Below are 22,688 nucleotides of genomic sequence, written 5' to 3'. Positions count from 1 at the left end.
AGTTGATTTACGCCATCGCGTTGCGAGGTCGCACTCGCTGTCTATACTCGGATCTGAATGGAGTTAGCTGATGACGCCCGACTGCATAGGCAGCAAGGCCCGGCGATTCAAGTTCGTAGTCTGAAAAAGCCGCTCCCTTGCCGCTGGTGTTAGCCGGCGGGATAACAAGAACGATAAGGGGAACCCGCAATGATGCGACATCCACACGTCTGGATGGGCCTCCTGTTGTGGTCGATTTTCAGCCAGGCGCAAGCGGCCTGGACTGTGAATATGGCGCCTGGAGCGACTGAAATCAGTCACGCAGTATTTGATCTGCACATGACCATCTTCTGGATCTGTGTGGTGATCGGCATCATCGTTTTCGGCGCCATGTTCTGGTCGATGATGGTGCATCGACGCTCCACCGGGCAGGTGGCCGCCAAGTTCCATGAAAGTACGACGGTCGAGATCCTCTGGACGGTGGTGCCTTTCATCATTCTCGTCGCCATGGCTGTTCCGGCGACCGCGACCCTGATCAAGATGTACGACGCCAGTGAACCGGATATCGATATCCAGATCACCGGTTATCAGTGGAAGTGGCACTACAAATACCTGGGCCAGGATGTCGAGTTCTTCAGCAACCTGGCCACATCGCAAGAGCAAATCCACAACAAGAGCGCCAAAGGCGAAAACTACCTGCTGGAAGTCGATCAGCCGCTGGTGCTGCCGATCGGTGCCAAGGTGCGCTTTCTGGTGACCTCCGCCGACGTCATCCACTCGTGGTGGGTGCCGGCGTTTGCGGTCAAGCGCGATGCGATTCCCGGGTTCGTCAACGAAGCCTGGACCCGTATCGACAAGCCCGGCATCTACCGTGGCCAGTGCGCCGAGCTGTGCGGTAAGGACCACGGCTTCATGCCGATTGTGGTCGACGTCAAAACCAAGGCCGATTACGACACCTGGCTGACCGATCGCAAAGCCGACGCCGCCAAGCTCAAAGAGCTGACCAGCAAAGAATGGACCCTCGACGAGCTGAAGGAGCGTGGCGACAAGATTTATCACACCACCTGCGCCGCCTGTCACCAGCCTGAAGGCCAGGGTATGCCGCCGCTGTTCCCGGCACTCAAAGGCTCGCCAATCGCGACCGGGCCGATAGAGGACCACCTGCACCGCGTGTTCTTCGGCAAACCCGGCACCGCCATGGCCGCGTTCGGCAAGCAGCTGTCGGAAGTCGATATCGCAGCCGTCGTGACCTACGAACGAAATGCCTGGGGCAACAACAAAGGCGACATGGTCACCCCTAAAGACGTACTGACCCTCAAACAGGCGGCAAGCAAATGACCCGGTCTATTGCGTGTTCCCGTGAACGCTTGGGGCTAAGCACCCCGAGCCGCCCAGCCCACCCGTTTGCAGGAGACAGGCCATGAATGCTGTGAACGATGACCACGGTCATGCAATTGTCGACAACCACGTCCACGGTCCCGCCAAGGGCTTGATGCGCTGGGTGCTGACCACCAACCACAAAGACATCGGCACGCTGTACCTGTGGTTCAGCTTTATGATGTTCCTGCTCGGCGGCTCGTTCGCCATGGTGATCCGCGCCGAGCTGTTCCAGCCTGGGCTGCAGATCGTCGAACCGGCGTTTTTCAATCAAATGACCACCATGCATGGCCTGGTGATGGTCTTCGGTGCAGTGATGCCGGCGTTTGTCGGCCTCGCCAACTGGATGATCCCGCTGATGATCGGCGCGCCGGACATGGCCCTGCCGCGGATGAACAACTTCAGCTTCTGGTTGCTGCCGGCAGCGTTTCTGCTGCTGGTGTCGACGCTGTTCATGCCGGGTGGCGGACCGAACTTCGGCTGGACCTTCTACGCCCCGCTATCGACGACCTATGCACCGGAAAGCGTGACCTTCTTCATCTTCGCCATCCACCTGATGGGCATCAGCTCGATCATGGGCGCGATCAACGTGATCGCCACCATCCTCAACCTGCGTGCCCCGGGCATGACCCTGATGAAAATGCCGCTGTTCGTCTGGACCTGGCTGATCACCGCGTTCCTGTTGATCGCGGTGATGCCGGTGCTGGCGGGTTGCGTGACCATGATGCTGATGGACATCCACTTCGGCACCAGCTTCTTCAGCGCTGCCGGTGGGGGTGATCCGGTGCTGTTCCAGCACGTGTTCTGGTTCTTCGGCCACCCCGAGGTGTACATCATGATCCTGCCGGCGTTCGGTGCCGTCAGCTCGATCATTCCGACCTTCGCCCGCAAGCCACTGTTCGGCTACACCTCGATGGTCTACGCCACGGCGAGTATTGCCTTTCTGTCGTTCATCGTCTGGGCGCACCACATGTTCGTGGTCGGCATCCCGCTGGTGGGCGAGCTGTTCTTCATGTACGCGACGCTGCTGATCGCGGTGCCCACCGGGGTCAAGGTGTTCAACTGGGTCAGCACCATGTGGCAAGGCTCGTTGACCTTCGAGACACCGATGCTGTTTGCCGTGGCGTTCGTGATCCTGTTCTCCATTGGCGGGTTCTCCGGGTTGATGCTGGCCATCGCCCCGGCGGACTTCCAGTACCAGGACACCTACTTCGTGGTCGCGCACTTCCACTATGTGCTGGTGCCGGGGGCGATCTTCGGAATCTTCGCTTCGGCCTACTACTGGATGCCGAAATGGACCGGCCACATGTACGACGAAACCCTCGGCAAGCTGCACTTCTGGCTGTCGTTCATCGGCATGAACATGGCCTTCTTCCCGATGCACTTCGTGGGCCTGGCGGGTATGCCGCGGCGAATTCCGGACTACAACCTGCAATTCGCCGACTTCAACATGGTGTCGTCGATTGGTGCGTTCACTTTCGGTGCGACGCAGATTTTCTTCCTGTTCATCGTGATCAAGACCATCCGCGGTGGCCCGGCGGCCCCGGCGAAACCATGGGAAGGCGCGGAAGGCCTGGAGTGGAGCGTGCCGTCGCCGGCGCCGTATCACACGTTCGTCACGCCGCCGGAAGTGAAATGAACAGCCTTTCTTGTGTGGGAGCGACGGTGCGGCGATCCGACTTGCTCGCGATGAAGGCGACGCGGTGTGTCAGGCGCACCGCTATCGCGAGCAAGCTCGCTCCCACAAGGTTCTATTTCTATATAGAGACCCGCCATCATGGCTGACTCTGTTTCCATGAAAAAGCTGGTCACCCGGCTGCTGTTGGTGGTGGCCGGCATGTTCGTCTTCGGGTTTGCCCTGGTGCCGATCTACGACGTGATGTGCAAGGCGTTTGGCATCAACGGCAAAACCGCCGGGCAGTACGAAGGCGAGCAGGTCGTCGACAAGTCGCGGCAAATTCGCGTGCAGTTTCTGTCGACCAACGCCGTGGACATGGTCTGGGAGTTTTATCCCAAGGCCGACGACATGGTGATCAATCCGGGGGCGGTGAACGAGATGATCTTTGTCGCCCGCAACCCGACCGATCACCCGATGAGTGCGCAGGCGATACCGAGCATTTCTCCGGGCGACTCAGCCGTGTATTTCCACAAGACCGAGTGCTTCTGCTTCACCCAACAGGTGCTGCAACCCGGTGAACGAATCGAAATGCCCGTCCGTTTCATCGTTGACCGTGAGATTTCCAAGGATGTGAAGCACCTGACGCTGGCTTACACGCTGTTCGATATCACCGCACGTCATCCACCGGTCGTGGCAAACACCAATGCCGGTCCTTGAGGCGTTCAAGCGTGCCCGATAAGGAGAACAATAAATGGCAAGTCATGAGCATTATTACGTTCCCGCCCAGAGCAAATGGCCGATCATTGCCACGATCGGCATGTTCGTCACCGTGTTTGGCCTGGCCACCTGGTTCAACGACCTCAAGGCAGCGCGCCCGGAATCCCACGGCCCGCTGATCTTCTTCGTTGGCGGTCTGTTGCTGGCCTACATGCTGTTTGGCTGGTTCGGCACAGTGATCAAGGAAAGCCGCGCAGGGCTGTATAGCTCGCAGCTTGATCGATCGTTCCGTTGGGGCATGAGCTGGTTCATTTTCTCCGAGGTGATGTTCTTTATCGCTTTCTTCGGTGCGCTGTTCTACGTGCGCAACCTGTCCGGGCCCTGGCTCGGCGGCGAGGGCGATAAGGGCATCGCGCACATGCTCTGGCCGAACTTCCAGTTCGCCTGGCCGTTGTTGCACACCCCTGACCCGACACTCTTCCCGCCGCCCAGGGAAGTCATCAGCCCCTGGGGCTTGCCGCTGCTGAATACGGTGTTGCTGGTCAGTTCCAGCGTCACCGTGACCATCTCCCACCATGCCTTGAAGAAAGGCCATCGCGGTGCATTGAAACTCTGGCTGGCGCTGACGGTGCTGCTGGGTTGTGGGTTTCTTGGCTTCCAGGCCAAGGAATACATCCATGCATATCACGAACTGGGGCTGACCCTGGGCTCAGGCGTGTATGGCGCGACGTTCTTCATGCTGACCGGTTTCCACGGCGCTCACGTGACCATCGGCACGATCATCCTGTTCGTGATGCTGATGCGGATCATGCGTGGGCATTTCGATGCCGATCACCAGTTCGGTTTCGAGGCGGCCAGTTGGTACTGGCACTTCGTCGACGTGGTGTGGATCGGTCTGTTTGTCTTCGTTTACGTGCTTTGAGGCAGCGCTTACCAGGGCGCGCTGGACACCAACTGGCCGCTGAAGAATCCCCAGGCAATCAAGCCGACGGTGATGGCAGCCAGGCTGACACGAACACTCAGGGCGATGACCAGGCGGTTTGAGCTGCTGTCGTCCTTGACCAGAAAAAACAGGCCGCTGAACAGGCTGACAACCGTGGCAATCAGCATCAGGACGATGGCTGCTTTGAGCATGGTGAGACTCCGGGGGGAATGCAATGCACTTGAGTATAGCTATCCCGTTTAACGATCTTCTGGCGGCGTCATGAAGCGCTTTCGGCCGGGCATCGCGCCGACGTTGGTGGTGCTCGCCTTGCTGCCGTTGCTGGTCTTTCTGGGCTTTTGGCAGCTGAGCCGGGGCGAGCAGAAACGCGTGTTGCTGGAGAGCTACGCCGAACGCCGCGCGGCTGAGCCGATGCCCAGTGAACAACTGTCGAGCACACAAGACCCGGCATTTCGACGCGTTCGCCTGCATGGCCAGTTCGATGCCGCCCACAGTTACCTGCTGGACAACCGCACCCGCAATGGCCGGCCAGGGGTCGAGCTGCTGCAACCCTTTCATGACCAGGCCAGCGGCCTTTGGTTATTGCTCAATCGCGGCTGGCTGCCGTGGCCGGATCGGCGCAAACCGCCCGTGTTCACCACCCCCGAACAGTCCCTGAGCCTCGACGCCTGGGTGTATGTCGCACCGGGCGCGACCTTTCAGCTGCATGCCGATCCGGCGAATGCCAACTGGCCACGGCTGGTGACGGCGATCGATCCGGCCAAGCTTTGGAGCGAATTGGGCCGCAACGGTTTTGCGTACGAATTACGTGAAGAAGCGGGCCCGGCGTCCTACGAGGCCGATTGGCCGGTCGTGGCCATGGGGCCGGAAAAACACCTCGGTTATGCCGTGCAGTGGTTCGCCATGGCGCTCGCACTGTTCGGTCTTTATCTCTACTTCGGATGGCACAATGCAAAGGAGAAACAGCATGGGAGCGGCCATGAGTCCACCCAACATGTCTGAAGCGCAGGCACCACATCGTCGTCGTGGGCGTTGGCAGTTGGTGCTGATCCTGCTGATGGTGATTGGTCCGATGATCCTCGCCACCGGCATGTACAAGTTGCAGTTCTGGGTGCCGGAAGGTCGCAGCTATCACGGTGAATTGATCGGCAACGGTCAGAGCCGTGCCGACCTGGGGGTGCAGGCGGACGAAGACCGTTGGCAGATGCTGGTGACCGCACCGCAGGACTGCTCGGTGGATTGTCAGCAGTTGGTGTACCTGGCCCGGCAGATTCAGGTCGGTCTGGGGCGGGATGCTTCGCGTGCCAGTCATGCATTGGCCGCCGGCCAACCCTTGAGCGCGGATTATGAGGCTAAGCTCAAACGTGAGTACCCGCAGTTGCAGCGTTATCCACTGGACCTCTCGACCTACAGCAAAAACGTTCAGGGCAAAGGTACGGCGCAGCTGTGGATCATCGATCCCCACGGCAACCTGGTGCTGCGCTACGACCCCACCGTCAAAGGCAAGGACTTGCTCAACGACCTGCGCCACCTGTTGAAACTGTCGAACATCGGATAAGGGCATCGTCATGGCCAAGCCTGGATTTCGCCTCGCGCTGTTTGCCACCTTGCTGGCACTGATTGTCGTCTTGCTGGGCGCCTATACCCGGCTGACCCACGCCGGCCTCGGTTGCCCGGACTGGCCGGGTTGCTACGGTTTTATCAGCGTGCCGAAAAGCGAAGCCCAACTGGCCCATGCCGAGCTGCATTTTCCGGACACCCCGGTGGTTGCCCACAAGGGCTGGAACGAGATGATCCACCGCTATTTCGCCGGCACCCTTGGCTTGCTGATTGTGTTGCTGGCGGCGCGTGCCTGGACCCACCGTCATCATCTGGATCAACCCCTGAAGCTGCCGTTGTTCTTGCTGGCGGTGGTGTTCGCCCAAGCAGCATTCGGCATGTGGACGGTCACTCTTAAACTCTGGCCGCAGGTGGTTACGGGGCATTTGCTCGGTGGTTTTGCGACCTTGAGCCTGCTGTTTTTGCTGACTTTGCGTTTGTCCGGTGTATTGCCGGCGCTGATCGTGCCGCGACGTTTGCAGTACTGGGCGACGGCCGGGTTGCTGCTGGTGGTCGGGCAGATCGCCCTTGGCGGTTGGGTCAGCTCCAACTATGCAGCAGTGGCCTGTATCGACTTTCCCACCTGTCACGGTCAATGGTTGCCGCCTGCCGATTTCGCCAACGGTTTTCACCTGACCCAACACATCGGCCCCAATTACCTCGGCGGGCAGCTCGACAGCGATGCGCGCACGGCGATTCACCTGACTCACCGCATTGGCGCGCTGTTGGTCACGCTAGTCCTGCTGGGGCTGGCCTGGCAGCTGAAGGTCGTCGGCATGACCCGGCTCGCCGGTCTGGTGCTGATGGCCTTGGCGGTGCAGATCAGCTTGGGCATCAGCAATGTGCTGTTTCACCTGCCGTTGCCGGTGGCCGTCGCCCATAACGCGGGTGGCGCGGCGCTGTTGCTGACGATGGTGTTGGTCAATTATCACGCACGAACCAGCCTGGTTCGAGTCAGGCAGCAGGCACCCGGGCGCTGGCGCTTCAGTCCGCGTCAACACACGGCCGGGCCCATAACAATAAAAGGAGAAATGCCATGGCGACCCTGATCGGTGAACGGCAGAGCCGGGCGGTCTGGCGTGACTATCTGGAGCTGACCAAACCGAAAGTCGTGGTGTTGATGCTGATTACCTCGCTGGTTGGCATGTTCCTCGCCACCCGTGCCGGGGTGCCGTGGACGGTGCTGGTGTTTGGCAATCTGGGGATTGGTCTTTGCGCGGGCGGTGCGGCGGCGGTCAACCATGTGGTGGACCGGCGCATCGACGCGGTAATGGCGCGAACGCATAAGCGGCCACTGGCCGAAGGCCGGGTTTCACCGACCGCCGCACTGACCTTCGCACTGCTGCTGGCGGTGGCCGGGCAGGCCTTGTTGCTGGCCTTCACCAACCCGCTGACTGCTTGGCTGACCCTTGCCTCGCTGCTTGGCTATGCAGTGGTCTACACCGGGTTCCTCAAGCGCGCCACGCCGCAGAACATCGTCATCGGCGGGCTGGCCGGCGCCGCGCCGCCGCTGTTGGGTTGGGTTGCCGCCACCGGGCATGTCAGCGCCGAACCGCTGCTGCTGGTGCTGATCATCTTTGCCTGGACGCCGCCGCATTTCTGGGCGCTGGCGATTCATCGCAAGGAGGAGTACGCCAAGGCCGATATTCCCATGTTGCCGGTGACCCACGGCGAGCATTACACCAAGATCCACATCCTGCTTTACACCTTCGCCCTGCTGGCCGTGAGCTTGATGCCCTACGTCATTCACATGAGCGGCTTGCTGTACCTGATCTGCGCCCTGGGACTGGGCGCGAGGTTTCTGCAATGGGCCGTGGTGCTGTACCGTGGCACTCAGCCGCACGCGGCGATCAACACCTTCAAGTACTCTATTTACTACTTGTTCCTGCTGTTCATCGCCCTGCTCGTAGACCACTACTTATTGTTGAACCTATGACTCGAACCCAGAAAACCGTCTTCATTCTTGTTGCCCTGATCGCGCTGGTCCTGGGGCTTACCGTCAACAAAGTACTGTCTGGCAAAGGCCAGGGCGACCCGACTGCGCTGATCGACGCGGGGATCATCCTGTTGCCGCAAAGCCGCAACCTGCCGGATGTACAGATGACCAATCAGGACGGCCAACCGGTCACGGTCAACGCGTTGAAAGGCAAGTGGAGTCTGCTGTTCTTCGGCTACACCTTCTGCCCGGACATCTGCCCGACGACGCTGGCGCAACTGCGGCAGATCAAGAGCGAGCTGCCGGCGGATGCGGTCGACAAGCTGCAGATCATTCTGGTCAGCGTCGACCCGAACCGCGACACCCCCAAGCAGCTCAAGCAATACCTGGGTTACTTCGATCCGCAATTTGTTGGCCTGACGCCGGCTTCGGTCGAAGACCTGCAGAAAGTCGCCAATGCGGTGAGCATTCCGTTCATTCCGGCTGACACCAGCAAACCCAACTACACCGTCGACCACAGCGGCAACCTGGCGGTGATCGGGCCGGACGGCACGCAGCGCGGGTTCATTCGTGCGCCGTTGAACAACACGAAACTGGTGGCCCAGTTGCCGGTGATGCTCAAGCGTCAGTAATTCTTCAGGCACAAAAAAAGATCGCAGCCTTCGGCAGCTCCTACGCACGGATATCGTGTTCTGTAGGAGCTGCCGAAGGCTGCGATCTTTTTTGTAGTGTTTAGATCAGAACGCCGGCAATACCGCGCCTTTGTACTTCTCCAGAATGAAGGCTTTTACTTCCGGGCTGTGCAGGGCAGCAACCAGTTTCTTCATCGCGTCGCTGTCCTTGTCGTCCGGACGGGCGACCAGGATGTTCACGTAAGGCGAGTCTTTGCCTTCGATCACCAGGGCGTCCTTGGACGGATCGAGCTTGGCTTCCAGCGCGTAGTTGGTGTTGATCAGCGCCAGGTCGACCTGGGTCAGCACACGCGGGATGGTCGCGGCTTCCAGTTCACGGAACTTCAGGTCCTTGGTGTTTTCGGTGATGTCCTTGACGGTCGACAGGATGTTTTTCGAATCCTTCAACTTGATCAGACCGGCCTTCTCCAGCAGCAACAGCGCGCGGCCGCCGTTGGTGGCGTCGTTCGGGATCACCACGTTGGCGCCACCTGGCAGTTCAGCGAGAGTCTTGTACTTGCTGGAGTACGCGCCCAGCGGCTCCAGGTGCACACCGGCAACGCTCACCAGGTTTGTGCCCTTGGCCTTGTTGAACTCATCGAGGTACGGCTGGTGCTGGAAGAAGTTGGCGTCCAGGCGTTTTTCGGCAACCTGTACGTTTGGCTGCACGTAGTCGGTGAACACCTTGACCTTGAGGTCGACGCCTTCTTTGGCCAGTGCCGGCTTCACGAACTCAAGGATTTCCGCGTGCGGAACCGGGGTAGCGGCGACGGTCAGGGTTTCAGCGGCCTGAGCAGAAAACGCTGCAACGGCAGCGAACGCGACGAGTAGTTTTTTCATCCAGCAAACTCCTTGTGAGGCACCCGTTCGGGCGCCTGCCAGCCGTGGCCGGCGATTGCATTTATTTTCGGGAAAAGTGCACCACCAGCTTATCGCCGACGGTTTGCAGAACCTGGACCAACACCAGCAGCAACACTACGGTCACCACCATCACGTCAGTCTGGAAACGTTGGTAACCGAAGCGGATCGCCAGGTCACCCAAGCCACCGGCGCCGACCACACCGGCCATGGCCGTGTAGGACACCAGCGTAATCGCGGTCACCGTGATCGCTGCGAAAATGCCCGGGCGGGCTTCCGGCAGCAGCGCGTTGATGATGATCTGGCGGGTGGTCGCGCCCATCGCCTGGGTCGCTTCGATAATGCCGCGATCGACTTCACGCAGGGCGGTTTCCACCAGTCGGGCGAAGAACGGCGTAGCGCCCACCACCAGCGGCGGGATCGCACCGCCGACGCCCAGCGAGGTGCCGGTGATCAACACAGTGAACGGGATCATCACGATCAGCAGAATGATGAACGGCAGCGAACGCAGGATATTCACGATCAGCGACAGCAGTGCGTAAACGCCTTTGGCCTCGAGCAACTGGCGCGGGCTGCAGAGGAACAGCAACACGCCCAGCGGCAGGCCGAGCAGTACGGTGAACAACAGCGAACCGCCCAGCATCAGCAAGGTGTCACCGGTGGCCAGCCAGATTTCGAACCAGTCGATATTGGCGAAGAAACTCATCAGGGCTTCCATTAACGCAGCACCTCCATGTGGACGTCAGCTGCGGTGAAGCGGGCAAACGCCGCGTCCATGTCGCCACCGGTGACCGCCAGGGTCAGTTGCCCGTAGGGGACGTCTTTGATGCGGTCGATACGACCGGCGAGGATGCTGTAGTCCACACCCGTTTCCCGAGCGACGGTGCCCAGCAACGGCGCGTAGGTGGCGTCGCCCTGGAAGGTCAGGCGCACAATACGGCCCGGCACGTGAGCGAAGTCGTCGCGCTGTTCGCTTTCGTCGATCTGCTCGTCTTCCTGAACGAAGCGTTTGGTGGTCGGATGTTTCGGGTGCAGGAACACGTCGGCTACCGGACCTTGTTCGACGATTACGCCGGCATCCATTACCGCGACCTGGTCGCAGACCCGGCGAATCACGTCCATTTCATGGGTGATCAGCACGATGGTCAGGTTCAGCTCACGGTTGATCTCGGCCAACAGTTGCAGGACCGACGCGGTGGTTTGCGGGTCGAGGGCGCTGGTGGCTTCGTCGCAGAGCAGGATTTTCGGCTTGGTCGCCAGGGCGCGGGCGATGCCGACGCGCTGCTTCTGGCCACCGGACAGCTGCGCCGGGTACTTCTTTGCGTGGTCGGACAGGCCGACGCGAGCAAGCAACTCGGCCACGCGCTGGTCGATCTCGCTGCGCGACAGTTCACCGGCCAGGGTCAGCGGCAGTGCAACGTTGTCGGCAACCGTCTTGGAGGCCAGCAGGTTGAAGTGCTGGAAGATCATCCCGACTTGCTGACGGAAGCGGCGCAGAGCATTGGCATCCAGCGCGGTAACTTCTTCGCCATCGACGATGATCTTGCCGCCGCTGGAGTTTTCCAGGCGGTTGATCAGACGCAACAGGGTACTTTTTCCCGCACCGGAATGACCGATCAGGCCGAACACCTGACCGTTCTCAATCGACAGATTGGTGGGGTGCAGCGCGGGAATATCCTTACCGGCAACGCGGTAAGTTTTATGGACGTTTTGAAACTCGATCACGTAGCGAACCTTGTGGGGCGCGTTAGAAAAGGATCAGCGGTTAGCCGGGCGGGCATTTTAGCCTGTCCGTATAGAGGTTCTTAGCATTTATTTCGCATTCATCCAGTCATTTGGAAATAACGCGATCAAAGGTCATAAACAAGAAAAAGATCGCAGCCTGCGGCAGCTCCTACACCGGTCCGTAGGAGCTGCCGAAGGCTGCGATCTTTTCTGTTAAGGCTTACGCGGCGTCAGAACCATTTGTGCCGGGACATTGCGCAAAATCTGCCGCTCGATCTTCAGGTCGAAGTCGGCATCAAGCTTCTTCACCCGTTTGGTCAGCAGCGTGGCCAGCCACGGGTAATCCTCGGTGCGAGGTGCCTGGATGCTGACGTCGCACTGGTAACTCACCACATCGCTGGCAATCGCATCGAGTTGCCGCCGCAACTGCTTGCTATCGGCGATGTTCAGCGCAACGGTGGTGCTCTCAGCCGTTGGGTCGATGACCTTGGCGACACGCTTGGCTTCGGCGGCTTTGAGGGCGGCTTCGGCCTGGTCCAGTTCAGCTTTGCGCGCATGGCTGATGGCGTTGTTGACGCCACCGGTCAGCGCCGGGGCTTTGGGCATCAACGCGCGAGCCCGGCTCAGGGCCGTGGCGGCGGCATTCACGTCGCCTTTTTGCAGAACGATCTGGCTGCGTTGCAAATAGGCTTCGGCGAGTTGCCGTTGATATTGCTCCAGCGACTGATCGTTGGGCGATTCGGCTTGCAAAGCGGCCAATTGATCCTCGGCGGTGGCCAGTTCACTGCTGGCCAGGCTTTGCTCCAGCTGCGCGATCGCCGTAGCCCGTGCGTCAGGAACTGCAGGGGCTGGCGGCGTGCTTTGGCAGGCGCCAAGTAGCAGCGAAAATGCAACAAGGAGCAGATAACGGGAGGCGAACGGCTTCATTCCTGCGACTCTCTGATTGCGCAAAAAACGAGCAAGTCTACACCCCTCGACGGGGCAGGACAAAACTCAGCAGAAACAGCGCGGCGGCAGCCACCACAATCGATGGGCCAGCCGGCGTGTCCTTGAACCACGACAGCGCCAGGCCACCGCAGACCGCAAGTATACCGAGCAAACTCGCGCCCAAGGCCATCTGCTCTGGAGAGCGTGCGTGACGTTGTGCCGCAGCCGCCGGGATGATCAGCAGAGAAGTAATCAGCAGCACGCCGACGATTTTCATCGCCACCGCGATCACCACTGCAATCAACAGCATCAAGGTCAGGCGCAACGCCGCCACGGGCAGACCTTCGACCGTGGCCAGTTCTTCGTGCACGGTAATCGCCAGCAACGGCCGCCACAGCGCCACCAACAGCAGCATCACCGCCGCGCTGCCGCCGAGAATCCACGAAAGATCGGTCGGGCTGATCGCCAGCAGGTCGCCGAACAGATAGGCCATCAGGTCGATCCGCACTTCATGCATGAAGCTTAGTACCACCAGCCCCAGAGAGAGCGTGCTTGGCGCAAGAATCCCCAACAAGGTGTCGGAGGCCAGCGGCTGTCGCTGTTGCAAGGTCACCAGCAGCACGGCCAGCAACAGGCAGCCGACGGTGACGGCGATGGTCGGGCTGACATCCAGCAGAAAACCCAACGCCACACCGAGCAAGGCCGCGTGGGACAGGGTGTCGCCGAAATAGGCCATGCGCCGCCAGACCACGAACGATCCCAGCGGACCTGCGACGGCGGCCAGGGCCAGGCCTGCGAGCAGGGCGTACAACAGAAAATCAGCCATGCTTGCAGCCATCTCCATGAACGTGGGTGTGAGCGACCGGTACTGCGCTGACGACTGAGCCATGCAGGTCGTGGGCGTGGTCATGATGGTGGTGATAGACCGCCAGGCTCTGCGCGTTCTTGCCGAACAACTCGACGAACGCCGGGTCGCCGCTGACTTGCTCGGGATGCCCGGAGCAGCAGACGTGGCGATTGAGGCAGACCACCTGGTCGGTAGTGCTCATCACCAGGTGCAGATCGTGGGAAACCATCAACACCCCGCAACCGTGGCGATCGCGCAGGCGGGTGATCAAGCTGTAGAGCTCGGCTTGTCCGGCCACGTCGACGCCCTGTACCGGCTCATCGAGCACCAGCAGTTCGGGCTCGCGCAACAGGGCGCGGGCCAGTAATACACGCTGCATTTCGCCGCCGGAAACGCTCTGCACCGGGCTGTCGATCACCTGTTCGGCACCGACTTCCTTGAGCGCCGCCATGGCACGCGCACGGTCCACGCCCGGCACCAGGCGCAAGAAGCGCAGTACCGAGAGCGGCAAGGTCGGGTCAACGTGCAGCTTCTGCGGCATGTAGCCGACCCGCAGTTTCGGCTTGCGCCAGACGCTGCCGCTGTCGGGTTTGAGCAGACCAAGTACGGCGCGGACCAGCGTGGTCTTGCCGGCGCCGTTGGGGCCGATCAGGGTGACGATCTGCCTCGGCTCGACGCTCAGTTCGATGTTGTCCAGTACGCTTTGCCCGGCAAAGGTCACCGCAACCTGATTGAGGCGGATCAACGCAGTGCTCATCAAGCCCCCTGGCAACCCGAGCAGAGACCGACCACTTCGACAGTCTGACCTTCGACCACAAACCCGACGTCGCTCGCGCTGTGGATGATCGTGTCGCTGATGGATTTCTGTTCGAGCTCGATGGCCGCATGGCATTCGCGGCAAATCAGGAACTGGCCCTGGTGGGCGTGCCCCGGATGATTACAGCCAACGAAGGCGTTGAGCGAAGAGATGCGATGGACCAGGCCGTTATCCAGCAGGAAATCCAGCGCGCGGTAGACGGTCGGCGGCGCAGCGCGGCGGCCATCCTGCTCGCTGAGTACCGCCAGAATGTCGTAGGCGCCCAGCGGCTTGTGGCTTTGCCAGACCAGTTCCAGCACCCGCCGACGCAACGCGGTCAGGCGCAAGCCTTGACGTGCGCAAATGACATCGGCCTCGGACAACGCGCTGTGCACGCAGTGAGAGTGGTCGTGGGGACGGCTGGCTAACGGTGTTTTAGGCATGAGCGGCGACGAGTTTTGTGAGAGACGTTATTATGTTACCCGTTCTCGCCTCTTTGAGTGGTCATCGTGTCCAGACTTTTTGCCATTTTTGTCACATTTACTGCCGGTTTGTTTGCGATCAACGTCGCTCATGCCGAGGTGAATGTGCTGACCAGTATCAAGCCCCTGCAGCTGATTGCTGCTGCGGTGCAGGATGGCGTCGGGGTTCCCGAAGTGTTGCTGCCACCAGGTGCGTCGCCGCATAACTATGCCTTGCGTCCTTCCGACGTACGGAAGGTGCAGTCGGTGGATTTGCTCTACTGGATTGGCCCGGACATGGAGGGTTTCCTTCCGCGCGTGCTTAAAGGTCGTAGTCTGCCAGCGGTTGCGGTGCAGGACCTGCCCGGTTTGAAGCTGCGCCGCTTCGCGCAAGACAGCCACTCCCATGCGGAGGAGGCCAACGAGCATGATCACGACCACCGCCCCGGCAGTCTCGATGCTCACCTTTGGTTGTCACCGGTCAACGCTCGGGTGATCGCGGCAAAAATCGCCACTGACCTCAGTGCTGCCGATCCGGCCAATGCGCCGCGTTATCAGAGCAACCTCAAGGCGTTCGATGAGCGTCTGGATGCGCTGGATCTGCGCTTGAAAGCGCGCCTGGCGGGTGTCGCGGACAAGCCTTACTTCGTGTTCCACGAAGCGTTCGATTACTTCGAAGACGCCTACGGCCTCAAGCACACCGGCGTGTTCAGCGTTGCTGCCGAAGTGCAGCCCGGTGCCCAGCACGTTGCGGCGATGCGCTCGCGCTTGCAGGAAGTCGGCAAGACCTGCGTGTTCAGCGAACCGCCGTTGCGCCCACGCTTGGCCGAGACACTGGTGGCCGGTTTGCCGGTGAAACTGGCGGAGTTGGATGCGTTGGGTGGTTACACGCCGGCGACGGCTCAGGGTTATGAGAAGGTGTTGGAGAAGTTGGGGAGTGATTTGGCGGGTTGCCTGGAGTCGCTTTAAAGCATTATTCGGCTGCGCCTCAATCGCGAGCAGGCTCGCTCCCACATGGATCACCGAGAACCTGTGGGAGCGAGCCTGCTCGCGATGCTTTAAAGGGCGAACGGCAACGGCGTGCTGACGTGCTGACGCTGCGCCAGGCGCTGCTGAAACTCCATCGGATCGTGAATCAGCACGTCCTGCCCGGCAAAGGATTCGGCGGCGATCAAGCGCGACAGCCAGAACCGCACGCACGCCACCCGCAGCATGGTCGGCCACAGTTCGGCCTCGGTGGCGGTGAACGGACGTAGCGCCGCATAAGCACCGAGCAGTGCCCTCGCCCGTGGGCCGTCAATCAAGCCGTCTTCGTCCGAGCACCAGTCATTCAGGGCAATCGCTACGTCGTAGAGCATCGGGCCTGAACAGGCGTTGTAGAAGTCGATCAGCCCGGTCAGGTGCGTGCCTTCGAACATCGCGTTGTCGCGGAACAGGTCGGCGTGGATGTTGGCCCGAGGCAGCGCCAGGATTTTGGTCTTCTGCTCAGTGATTTCGTTCAAGGCGCGTTGCAGCAGATTGCTTTGTGCGGCATTCAGGTGCGACAGCAGTTGCGTGCCTTCTTCGAGCATCCAGTCGAGGCCGCGATCGGTTTTGCGCTTGATCATGTGGTCTTTGGTCGCCAGGTGCAGGTGCCCCAGCAATTCACCGACCTGTGCGCAATGCTGTGCGTTGGCTTCCTTGATGTGCTTGCCGGCCAGCCGCGGCTGCAACAGTGCGGGTTTGCCGGCCAATTCACGCAGGGCGATGCCGTCGGTGGTACGCAGCGCGTAGGGCACCGGCAAATCGGCATCATGCAGCACGTCGAGCAGCTCGATAAAGAACGGCATCTCCTGCACGGGGCCGCGCTCAACCAGAGTCAGGACAAACTCGCCCTGCTCCAGACTGATAAAGAAGTTGGTGTTTTCGCTACCCGCGGCAATCCCCTGGAAATCAAGCAGGCGGCCGAGCCCATAAGGGGCGAGAAAGGTTTCCAGCTCGGGCCGAGCCAGGGGAGTGAACACAGACATGGTTAAAAACTGCTCAGTTCGGGCGCCGGGAGTTGAGCCAGCGCCGATTAAAGTTAAGAAACTACTTCCAGGTAAAAATTTCCCACGACGGAATCAGCATATCCGGCTGGTCCGAGCGGATAAAGTTTGCTTCCGTTCCGTCCGCGCGCACCAAAAAGTACGGTTTGCCTCCCTTCGGGGTGACCTTGATCGCATACAGGAAGCCGTTCTGGCGGTACTCCTGAATGGTCTTGTCACCTTCAGTGTGGATGGTGACTTCCGGTTCCGGCGTCGGTGCATCATTGGCTGCCATGACGGCCAGTGGAGTGATTGCAAAGAAGCCAGTCAGCAACAGGCGATTTAGTGAGCGCATGATAACCTTGTCCCTTTGTCGTCAACGGTCCCGCTATTCTAGCGCCGGACCCGCCGAAAAGGTTGATCCTGCTCATGAGCCAAGCCCCCCTCGTCCTGGTGGACGGTTCTTCTTACCTGTACCGCGCCTTTCACGCGCTGCCACCGCTGACCACCTCCAAAGGCCTGCCGACCGGTGCGGTCAAGGGCGTGCTGAACATGCTCAAGAGTCTGCGCAAGCAGTACCCGGACAGCCCGTTCGCTGTCGTATTCGACGCCAAGGGCGGGACGTTTCGCGATGACATGTACGCCGAGTACAAAGCCAACCGCCCAAGCATGCCCGACGACATGCGCGTGCAGATCGAGCCATTGCACGCGAGCGTGATTGCCCTGGGCTTTCCGTTGCTGTGCGTCGAAGGCGTTGAGGCCGACGACGTAATCGGTACGCTGGCCCGCAGCAGCGCGGCCGCTGACCGCCCGGTGGTGATCTCTACCGGCGACAAGGACATGGCGCAACTGGTCGACGGGCACATTACCTTGGTCAATACCATGACCGGTAGCGCGATGGACGTGGCTGGCGTGAAGGAGAAATTCGGCGTCGCTCCCGAACAGATCATCGATTACCTGGCACTGATGGGTGATTCCTCCGACAACATTCCGGGCGTGCCGGGCATTGGCCCGAAGACGGCGTCTGGCTTGCTGGTGGGCGTGAACGGCGGCCTCACCGAGCTCTATGCGCAGCTCGATATCGTCCCGACCTTGCCGATTCGTGGCGCTAAAACGCTGCCGGCCAAGCTTGAAGAGCACAAGGAGATGGCGTTCCTCTCCTATCAACTGGCGACCATCAAGGTCGACGTACCGTTGGACATTGGTCTCGACGACTTGCACCTGGGTGAGCCGGACCGTGAAAAGCTTGCCGAGCTCTATACCCTGCTCGAGTTCAAGAGCTGGTTCGAGGAGCTTCAGCGTGACGCCAAGCGAGCGGGCCAGGAAGTGGTGGCGGCGGTTGAAGAAGCCGTGGTCGGCGACGATGGGCCCAAGTACACCACGGTTCTCACCCAGGCTGATTTCGACGTCTGGCTGAAGAAACTGCAAAACGCCAAGTTGTTCGCCTTCGACACCGAAACCACCGGTGTCGACGCGCAGCAAGCGCAACTTGTCGGGCTGTCGTTCGCTGTACACGCCAACGAAGCAGCCTACATCCCGTTGACCCATTCCTACATGGGCGTGCCGGATCAACTGGATCGCGACACTGTGTTGCGCGCGCTGAAACCGATTCTGGAAGACCCGAGCAAGCTCAAGGTCGGCCAGCATGCCAAGTTCGACATGAACATCCTGGCCAACTGCGCCATAGGTGGCGATCAGGGCTGCGGCATCATGGTGCAAGGCATCGCCTTCGACACCATGCTCGAGTCCTACGTGCTGGACTCCACCGCAACCCGTCACGATATGGACAGCCTGGCGCTCAAGTATTTGGGCTACACCACCACCAGCTTCCAGGACATCGCGGGCAAGGGCGTCAAGCAACTGACCTTCGACCAGATCTCGCTGGAGCTGGCCGGGCCATACGCCGCTGAAGACGCCGACGTGACACTACGTCTGCATCAGACCTTGCAGGAAAAACTCAATGCCATTCCGAGCCTGAGCAAAGTCCTGAGCGAAATCGAGATGCCGCTGGTTCCGGTGTTGGCGCGAATTGAACGTCAGGGCGCGTTGGTCGACGCCAACCTGCTGGGCATCCAGAGCGTTGAGCTGGGCGACAAGTTGGTAGCTCTCGAGCGTGAGGCGTTCGCCATCGCCGGTGAAGAGTTCAACCTCGGTTCGCCGAAACAATTGGGCGTGATCCTGTACGAAAAACTCGGGCTGCCGATTCTCAGCAAAACCGCCAAGGGCCAGGCTTCAACCGCCGAAGCGGTGCTGGCGGAACTGGCCGAGCAGGATTACCCGTTGCCCAAAGTGCTGATGCAGTACCGCTCCTTGAGCAAGCTGAAAAGCACCTATACCGACCGTCTGCCGGAGCAGATCAACCCACGCACCGGGCGGATTCACACGTCCTACCATCAAGCGGTGGCAGCGACCGGTCGTTTGTCTTCCAGTGATCCAAACCTGCAGAACATTCCGATTCGTACCGCCGAAGGTCGACGGATTCGTCAGGCATTCGTTGCGCCGAAAGGCTACAAGCTGCTGGCGGCGGACTACTCGCAGATCGAACTGCGGATCATGGCCCATCTGGCCAAGGACGAAGGGCTGTTGCACGCATTCCGCAACGACCTGGACGTGCACAAAGCCACCGCTGCCGAGGTGTTCGGGGTTGAACTGGCGGACGTCACCACCGACCAGCGGCGCAGCGCCAAGGCGATCAACTTCGGTCTGATCTACGGCATGAGCGCGTTTGGCCTGGCCAAGCAGATCGGCGTCGACCGTAAGCAGTCCCAAGCCTACATCGACCGTTATTTTGCCCGCTATCCAGGTGTGCTCGAGTACATGGAGCGCACCCGGGCCCAGGCGGCTGAGCAGGGTTTCGTCGAAACCATTTTCGGCCGTCGCCTGTACCTGCCGGACATCAACGCGAAGAACCCGGCCCTGCGCAAAGGCGCCGAACGCACGGCGATCAACGCGCCGATGCAAGGCACCGCGGCGGACATCATCAAGAAAGCCATGGTGGCAGTGGATAACTGGCTGACGACTTCAGGCCTGGACGCCAAAGTGATTCTGCAGGTGCACGATGAATTGGTGCTTGAGGTTCGCGAAGACCTGGTTGATCAGGTTCGTGAGGAGGTTCGCGTTCACATGAGCGGCGCAGCGACCCTGGATGTACCGCTTTTGGTGGAAGTCGGTGTCGGCAACAACTGGGATGAGGCGCATTAAGCCGTTTTGAGGTACTTTTTCTCGGGGATAGCGCCGCGGCGTAGTGTCGCGGCCAGTCACTGGCGAAGGGCTATTAGTTCGGAAAATGCTTGGGATTATTCCCAATAGGTTTTGAAATTAATCGGAACTAAATCCGTGAACCGCCACTCAGAGTTACTGAATGGGTGGTGAAGCCCTTCGATGCTCCTATGTTGTGTTAAGTGTTGGCAGATATCTGGACCCCGCCCTAGCGGTCCGGAAACTTAGACCCCGGATTACTCTCTCCCCATACGTAATTCGGGGTTTTTTTTGCCCGCAAACTGCCTGCGCGTCGCTCATGCTGCGTTAAAAACAGGCTCGCAATGCTCATTTAGGGCCCTAAACTCCGCTTGCTCGCCTGTTTTTGCCTTGCCTGAGCGCCGCGCAGACAGCTTGCGCCTTACTCTGCGGCCGCCTCGGCGCCCTTGTCTGCCAGTTCCATCCAGTTCGCCAATACAGTGTAGGCGTCTTCCAGGCCCAGGCGTTTTGGGGCCGAGAACAGCTGGATAGTCACGGTTTCGCCCCAGCCTTTACGGATTTCCGCCTGAACTTTGAGCAAGGTGTTCTTTGCTGCGCCATAGGTCAGTTTGTCGGCCTTGGTCAGCAGAATGTGCATCGGCATGCCGCTGGCCACGGCCCAGTCGAGCATCAGCAGGTCGAAGTCGGTCATTGGATGACGGATGTCCATCATCAGAATCAAACCCTTCAGGCTCTCGCGGCTGCCCAGATAAGCTTCCAGGTGGCGCTGCCAGTGTTGCTTCAGCGGGATCGGCACTTTCGCGTAGCCGTAACCCGGCAGGTCGACCAGACGGCGTTCATCGTCTAGCTTAAAGAAGTTCAAGAGTTGCGTGCGACCTGGCGTTTTCGAGGTGCGAGCCAGGCTGGCGTGAGTCAGAGTGTTCAGGGCGCTGGACTTGCCGGCGTTGGAACGCCCGGCGAAGGCCACTTCAAAGCCTTCGTCGTCAGGGCATTGGTCGACTTTGGCGGCGCTGAGCATGAAGGTGGACTGTTGGCACAGACCGAGGATGGGGTTCTTGAGTTGCATGGGATTTCCGATGTGGGCGGTGCCGAGATTGGTCGCAAAGAGCAGCGTCGTTTCCGTTTCAGTGACGCCAGTATATAATGCCGCAGATTTTGTGTGCGCTTTGTCCCAGCGTAGGATGAAGTTCACGAGAGCGATTGACCTTGATTGCGCACTAGAACGCAGAACGCTCTCAACCCTGAAAAGGTCGTTTTATGACGAAATGGCTGCTAGCTGCCGGTGTCTTGATGCCGCTTTACAGCGCTCAGGCTACACAGGATCCGGAAGCTGTGTACAACCGTGTTTGTGGAGCCTGTCATTCCGGCCAACTCCCAACGGCGCCTCGAAAGGGTGATCAGGAAGCTTGGGCGCCAAGACTGGCGCAAGGTATGGAGACGCTGGTGCAACACGTGACCCAGGGTTTCAAGGCGATGCCGCCGCGTGGTTTGTGCATGGACTGCAGTGCCGAGGATTACCGAGCAATCATCCAGAGGATGAACGAGTGATCCCGGTCCATAACTCTTTAACCCTTAGCCGTAGTTGGATTAGCTGATGAACAAATTGATCGTGAGTCTGCTGTTGACCCTGGGGATCTCCGGCATTGCCCATGCTGCAGGTGATGCGACTGCTGGTCAGGCGAAAGCCGCAGTATGTGGCGCCTGTCATGGCCCGGACGGCAACAGCATGGCGCCAAACTTTCCAAAGTTGGCGGGTCAGGGTGAGCGTTACCTGAACAAGCAGCTGCACGACATCAAGTCGGGCAAGCGCACCGTTCTGGAGATGACCGGCCTGTTGACCAACCTGAGCGATCAGGACCTGGCCGACCTCGCTGCCTACTTCGCCAGCCAGAAAGGCAGCGTCGGCGCAGCAGACCCGAAAGTCGTGGCTCACGGTGAAGAGTTGTTCCGTGGCGGCAAACTGGACCAGGGCATGCCTTCGTGCACCGGTTGCCACTCGCCTAACGGTGCAGGCAACGCCGCTGCTGCCTTCCCGCACCTGGGTGGCCAGCACGCTCAATACATCGCCAAGCAGCTGACTGATTTCCGTGAAGGTAACCGTACCAACGACGGCGACACGAAAATCATGCAAAGCATTGCTGCAAAATTGAGCAACAAGGACATCGAAGCGGTGTCCAGCTATATTCAAGGCCTGCACTAAGGCCGGTTGCGCGGGCGCTGCGCAAGGTGTTGATCTCGCGCAATGTTAACGCTCGATTAATCCTTTGATGCAAGCATAAAAAGGGTGGCTTTGGCCGCCCTTTTTTGTGGCCGCTGCCGTTACACTAGATAACTGATGCCCGCCATGACCTGCCGGAAAGCAGGTCGCGCGAGGCGAGCCAATTTGCCCAGGAGTAAAGCATGCGTAATCTGATTCTCAGCGCCGCACTCGTCACTGCCAGCCTGTTCGGCATGACCGCCCAAGCTGCCGAACCGCTTGAAGCCGGTAAGCAATATGTCGAATTGAGCAGCGCCGTTCCGGTGGCTGTGCCTGGCAAGATCGAAGTCGTGGAACTGTTCTGGTATGGCTGCCCGCATTGCTATGCGTTCGAGCCAACCATCAACCCTTGGGTTGAAAAACTCCCTGCCGACGTGAACTTCGTGCGTATTCCGGCCATGTTCGGTGGTATCTGGAACGTTCACGGCCAGCTGTACATCACCCTGGAAGCGATGGGCGTGGAACACAAGGTTCACAAAGCCGTCTTCGAAGCGATCCACGGTGGCAAGAAGCTCGCTACCCCGGAAGAAATGGCTGAGTTCCTGACCGGCGAAGGCGTCGACAAGGACAAGTTCCTGAGCACCTACAACTCGTTCGCCGTCAAAGGCAAAGTTGAAGATGCCAAGAAAAAGGCTCAGGCCTATCAGATCTCTGGCGTACCGACCATGGTCGTCAACGGCAAATACCGTTTCGACCTGGGCACTGCCGGTGGTCCTGAAGGTACCTTGAGCGTGGCCGATCAGCTGATCGCCAAGGAGCGCGCCGCTAAGTAA

General features: G+C 59.9%; 25 protein-coding genes. 14 read left to right on the top strand and 11 right to left on the bottom strand.

All coding sequences use genetic code 11. The features are described 5' to 3' along the window. The first annotated feature begins 189 nt into the window (after positions 1-189). The 4 genes from coxB to BK659_RS21870 all read left to right on the top strand — a co-directional run bounded on the left by coxB (position 190) and on the right by BK659_RS21870 (position 4,613). A complete protein-coding gene (gene coxB, locus BK659_RS21885) occupies positions 190-1,317 on the top strand; it encodes a cytochrome c oxidase subunit II (RefSeq protein ID WP_123427016.1) in 1,128 nt (375 codons plus the stop codon). 82 nt (positions 1,318-1,399) lie between these two features. After that, positions 1,400-2,995 carry a cytochrome c oxidase subunit I gene (gene ctaD / locus BK659_RS21880; protein WP_019694463.1) on the top strand — a complete coding sequence of 532 codons (1,596 nt, stop codon included), beginning with the start codon at positions 1,400-1,402 and terminating at the stop codon, positions 2,993-2,995. Positions 2,996-3,133: 138 nt separating this feature from the next. Beyond that, positions 3,134-3,691: a cytochrome c oxidase assembly protein gene (locus BK659_RS21875; RefSeq protein WP_123427015.1), complete on the top strand. Its 558-nt coding sequence runs from the start codon at positions 3,134-3,136 to the stop codon at positions 3,689-3,691. Between the two features lie 34 nt (positions 3,692-3,725). Further along, positions 3,726-4,613 carry a cytochrome c oxidase subunit 3 gene (locus BK659_RS21870; protein ID WP_123427014.1) on the top strand — a complete coding sequence of 296 codons (888 nt, stop codon included), beginning with the start codon at positions 3,726-3,728 and terminating at the stop codon, positions 4,611-4,613. A gap of 8 nt (positions 4,614-4,621) precedes the next feature. Here BK659_RS21870 and BK659_RS21865 read toward each other — a convergent pair whose 3' ends face one another. Beyond that, positions 4,622-4,825, bottom strand: a complete 204-nt coding sequence (locus BK659_RS21865) for a twin transmembrane helix small protein (protein WP_123427013.1) — start codon at positions 4,823-4,825, stop codon at positions 4,622-4,624. Between the two features lie 70 nt (positions 4,826-4,895). On the opposite strand from BK659_RS21865, the gene BK659_RS21860 reads away from it, so the two are divergent. Genes BK659_RS21860 through BK659_RS21840 form a run of 5 tightly spaced genes read left to right on the top strand, consistent with a single transcriptional unit; the run spans position 4,896 to position 8,801 of the window. Further along, positions 4,896-5,636, top strand: a complete 741-nt coding sequence (locus BK659_RS21860) for an SURF1 family protein (RefSeq protein WP_123427012.1) — start codon at positions 4,896-4,898, stop codon at positions 5,634-5,636. Continuing rightward, the gene (locus BK659_RS21855; protein WP_123427011.1) at positions 5,602-6,192 is read left to right on the top strand and encodes a hypothetical protein; all 591 of its coding nucleotides are present in this window, start codon (positions 5,602-5,604) and stop codon (positions 6,190-6,192) included. Before BK659_RS21860 ends, BK659_RS21855 begins: the two co-directional genes overlap by 35 nt. Positions 6,193-6,202: 10 nt before the next feature. Further along, on the top strand, positions 6,203-7,282 hold the full coding sequence (locus tag BK659_RS21850) for a COX15/CtaA family protein (RefSeq protein ID WP_123427010.1): 1,080 nt from the start codon (positions 6,203-6,205) through the stop codon (positions 7,280-7,282). Continuing rightward, positions 7,270-8,169 (top strand): heme o synthase, encoded by a 900-nt coding sequence (gene cyoE, locus BK659_RS21845; protein ID WP_123427009.1) that lies wholly within the window; start codon positions 7,270-7,272, stop codon positions 8,167-8,169. Before BK659_RS21850 ends, cyoE begins: the two co-directional genes overlap by 13 nt. After that, positions 8,166-8,801 (top strand): SCO family protein, encoded by a 636-nt coding sequence (locus BK659_RS21840; protein WP_123427008.1) that lies wholly within the window; start codon positions 8,166-8,168, stop codon positions 8,799-8,801. The genes cyoE and BK659_RS21840 overlap by 4 nt, the downstream gene beginning before the upstream one ends. 105 nt (positions 8,802-8,906) lie before the next feature. Here BK659_RS21840 and BK659_RS21835 read toward each other — a convergent pair whose 3' ends face one another. From BK659_RS21835 to BK659_RS21805, 7 genes are all read right to left on the bottom strand, one after another. Continuing rightward, positions 8,907-9,680, bottom strand: a complete 774-nt coding sequence (locus tag BK659_RS21835) for a MetQ/NlpA family ABC transporter substrate-binding protein (RefSeq protein ID WP_123427007.1) — start codon at positions 9,678-9,680, stop codon at positions 8,907-8,909. A gap of 61 nt (positions 9,681-9,741) precedes the next feature. Then, entirely contained in the window at positions 9,742-10,416 is a 675-nt protein-coding gene (locus BK659_RS21830; protein ID WP_123427006.1) for a methionine ABC transporter permease, read from the bottom strand. Further along, positions 10,416-11,423, bottom strand: a complete 1,008-nt coding sequence (locus tag BK659_RS21825; RefSeq protein WP_123427005.1) for a methionine ABC transporter ATP-binding protein — start codon at positions 11,421-11,423, stop codon at positions 10,416-10,418. Before BK659_RS21825 ends, BK659_RS21830 begins: the two co-directional genes overlap by 1 nt. A 213-nt stretch (positions 11,424-11,636) precedes the next feature. After that, a complete protein-coding gene (locus tag BK659_RS21820; RefSeq protein ID WP_123427004.1) occupies positions 11,637-12,350 on the bottom strand; it encodes a PA5502 family lipoprotein in 714 nt (237 codons plus the stop codon). A 37-nt stretch (positions 12,351-12,387) separates the two neighbouring features. Further along, positions 12,388-13,176 carry a zinc ABC transporter permease subunit ZnuB gene (gene znuB / locus BK659_RS21815; RefSeq protein WP_071552583.1) on the bottom strand — a complete coding sequence of 263 codons (789 nt, stop codon included), beginning with the start codon at positions 13,174-13,176 and terminating at the stop codon, positions 12,388-12,390. After that, the gene (gene znuC, locus BK659_RS21810) at positions 13,169-13,954 is read right to left on the bottom strand and encodes a zinc ABC transporter ATP-binding protein ZnuC (protein WP_123427003.1); all 786 of its coding nucleotides are present in this window, start codon (positions 13,952-13,954) and stop codon (positions 13,169-13,171) included. Before znuC ends, znuB begins: the two co-directional genes overlap by 8 nt. Continuing rightward, positions 13,954-14,436 carry a Fur family transcriptional regulator gene (locus BK659_RS21805; RefSeq protein ID WP_123427002.1) on the bottom strand — a complete coding sequence of 161 codons (483 nt, stop codon included), beginning with the start codon at positions 14,434-14,436 and terminating at the stop codon, positions 13,954-13,956. Before BK659_RS21805 ends, znuC begins: the two co-directional genes overlap by 1 nt. A 57-nt stretch (positions 14,437-14,493) precedes the next feature. Between BK659_RS21805 and BK659_RS21800 the strand changes: the two genes are divergently transcribed. Further along, positions 14,494-15,423, top strand: a complete 930-nt coding sequence (locus BK659_RS21800; RefSeq protein ID WP_123427001.1) for a zinc ABC transporter substrate-binding protein — start codon at positions 14,494-14,496, stop codon at positions 15,421-15,423. An 89-nt stretch (positions 15,424-15,512) separates the two neighbouring features. On the opposite strand, the gene BK659_RS21795 is transcribed toward BK659_RS21800, so the two are convergent. Beyond that, positions 15,513-16,463 (bottom strand): homoserine kinase, encoded by a 951-nt coding sequence (locus BK659_RS21795; RefSeq protein WP_123427000.1) that lies wholly within the window; start codon positions 16,461-16,463, stop codon positions 15,513-15,515. A gap of 61 nt (positions 16,464-16,524) precedes the next feature. Beyond that, entirely contained in the window at positions 16,525-16,815 is a 291-nt protein-coding gene (locus tag BK659_RS21790) for a DUF2782 domain-containing protein (protein WP_123426999.1), read from the bottom strand. A 74-nt stretch (positions 16,816-16,889) separates the two neighbouring features. Here BK659_RS21790 and polA point away from each other — a divergent pair, with 74 nt between their 5' ends. Continuing rightward, positions 16,890-19,661, top strand: a complete 2,772-nt coding sequence (polA, locus tag BK659_RS21785; protein ID WP_123426998.1) for a DNA polymerase I — start codon at positions 16,890-16,892, stop codon at positions 19,659-19,661. A gap of 418 nt (positions 19,662-20,079) precedes the next feature. Here polA and yihA read toward each other — a convergent pair whose 3' ends face one another. Further along, complete coding sequence (gene yihA / locus BK659_RS21775) at positions 20,080-20,724, bottom strand: ribosome biogenesis GTP-binding protein YihA/YsxC (RefSeq protein WP_123426996.1); 645 nt, start codon at positions 20,722-20,724, stop codon at positions 20,080-20,082. Between the two features lie 191 nt (positions 20,725-20,915). Between yihA and BK659_RS21770 the strand changes: the two genes are divergently transcribed. From BK659_RS21770 to BK659_RS21760, 3 genes are all read left to right on the top strand, one after another. Further along, entirely contained in the window at positions 20,916-21,206 is a 291-nt protein-coding gene (locus BK659_RS21770; protein WP_123426995.1) for a c-type cytochrome, read from the top strand. 46 nt (positions 21,207-21,252) lie between these two features. Beyond that, positions 21,253-21,858 carry a c-type cytochrome gene (locus BK659_RS21765; RefSeq protein ID WP_019694484.1) on the top strand — a complete coding sequence of 202 codons (606 nt, stop codon included), beginning with the start codon at positions 21,253-21,255 and terminating at the stop codon, positions 21,856-21,858. Between the two features lie 200 nt (positions 21,859-22,058). Continuing rightward, positions 22,059-22,688: a thiol:disulfide interchange protein DsbA/DsbL gene (locus tag BK659_RS21760; RefSeq protein WP_123426994.1), complete on the top strand. Its 630-nt coding sequence runs from the start codon at positions 22,059-22,061 to the stop codon at positions 22,686-22,688.

It is taken from the genome of Pseudomonas brassicacearum, from assembly GCF_003732225.1.
Lineage (GTDB): Bacteria > Pseudomonadota > Gammaproteobacteria > Pseudomonadales > Pseudomonadaceae > Aquipseudomonas > Aquipseudomonas brassicacearum_E.
Note: the sequence above shows the minus strand (reverse complement) of the source record. Positions and strands in the feature narration are given on the sequence as shown.

Bases quoted from the DNA above. Each gene is read 5' to 3' on its own strand.
- polA (WP_123426998.1), top strand. From the start codon at position 16,890: ATGAGCCAAGCCCCCCTCGTCCTGGTGGACGGTTCTTCTTACCTGTAC.
- znuC (WP_123427003.1), bottom strand. From the start codon at position 13,954: ATGAGCACTGCGTTGATCCGCCTCAATCAGGTTGCGGTGACCTTTGCC.
- BK659_RS21870 (WP_123427014.1), top strand. From the start codon at position 3,726: ATGGCAAGTCATGAGCATTATTACGTTCCCGCCCAGAGCAAATGGCCG.
- BK659_RS21855 (WP_123427011.1), top strand. From the start codon at position 5,602: ATGGGAGCGGCCATGAGTCCACCCAACATGTCTGAAGCGCAGGCACCA.
- BK659_RS21860 (WP_123427012.1), top strand. From the start codon at position 4,896: ATGAAGCGCTTTCGGCCGGGCATCGCGCCGACGTTGGTGGTGCTCGCC.
- ctaD (WP_019694463.1), top strand. From the start codon at position 1,400: ATGAATGCTGTGAACGATGACCACGGTCATGCAATTGTCGACAACCAC.
- yihA (WP_123426996.1), bottom strand. From the start codon at position 20,724: ATGCAACTCAAGAACCCCATCCTCGGTCTGTGCCAACAGTCCACCTTC.
- BK659_RS21795 (WP_123427000.1), bottom strand. From the start codon at position 16,463: ATGTCTGTGTTCACTCCCCTGGCTCGGCCCGAGCTGGAAACCTTTCTC.
- BK659_RS21830 (WP_123427006.1), bottom strand. From the start codon at position 10,416: ATGGAAGCCCTGATGAGTTTCTTCGCCAATATCGACTGGTTCGAAATC.
- BK659_RS21840 (WP_123427008.1), top strand. From the start codon at position 8,166: ATGACTCGAACCCAGAAAACCGTCTTCATTCTTGTTGCCCTGATCGCG.
- BK659_RS21850 (WP_123427010.1), top strand. From the start codon at position 6,203: ATGGCCAAGCCTGGATTTCGCCTCGCGCTGTTTGCCACCTTGCTGGCA.
- znuB (WP_071552583.1), bottom strand. From the start codon at position 13,176: ATGGCTGATTTTCTGTTGTACGCCCTGCTCGCAGGCCTGGCCCTGGCC.
- coxB (WP_123427016.1), top strand. From the start codon at position 190: ATGATGCGACATCCACACGTCTGGATGGGCCTCCTGTTGTGGTCGATT.
- BK659_RS21760 (WP_123426994.1), top strand. From the start codon at position 22,059: ATGCGTAATCTGATTCTCAGCGCCGCACTCGTCACTGCCAGCCTGTTC.
- BK659_RS21865 (WP_123427013.1), bottom strand. From the start codon at position 4,825: ATGCTCAAAGCAGCCATCGTCCTGATGCTGATTGCCACGGTTGTCAGC.
- BK659_RS21765 (WP_019694484.1), top strand. From the start codon at position 21,253: ATGAACAAATTGATCGTGAGTCTGCTGTTGACCCTGGGGATCTCCGGC.
- BK659_RS21805 (WP_123427002.1), bottom strand. From the start codon at position 14,436: ATGCCTAAAACACCGTTAGCCAGCCGTCCCCACGACCACTCTCACTGC.
- BK659_RS21835 (WP_123427007.1), bottom strand. From the start codon at position 9,680: ATGAAAAAACTACTCGTCGCGTTCGCTGCCGTTGCAGCGTTTTCTGCT.
- cyoE (WP_123427009.1), top strand. From the start codon at position 7,270: ATGGCGACCCTGATCGGTGAACGGCAGAGCCGGGCGGTCTGGCGTGAC.
- BK659_RS21875 (WP_123427015.1), top strand. From the start codon at position 3,134: ATGGCTGACTCTGTTTCCATGAAAAAGCTGGTCACCCGGCTGCTGTTG.
- BK659_RS21770 (WP_123426995.1), top strand. From the start codon at position 20,916: ATGACGAAATGGCTGCTAGCTGCCGGTGTCTTGATGCCGCTTTACAGC.
- BK659_RS21820 (WP_123427004.1), bottom strand. From the start codon at position 12,350: ATGAAGCCGTTCGCCTCCCGTTATCTGCTCCTTGTTGCATTTTCGCTG.
- BK659_RS21790 (WP_123426999.1), bottom strand. From the start codon at position 16,815: ATGCGCTCACTAAATCGCCTGTTGCTGACTGGCTTCTTTGCAATCACT.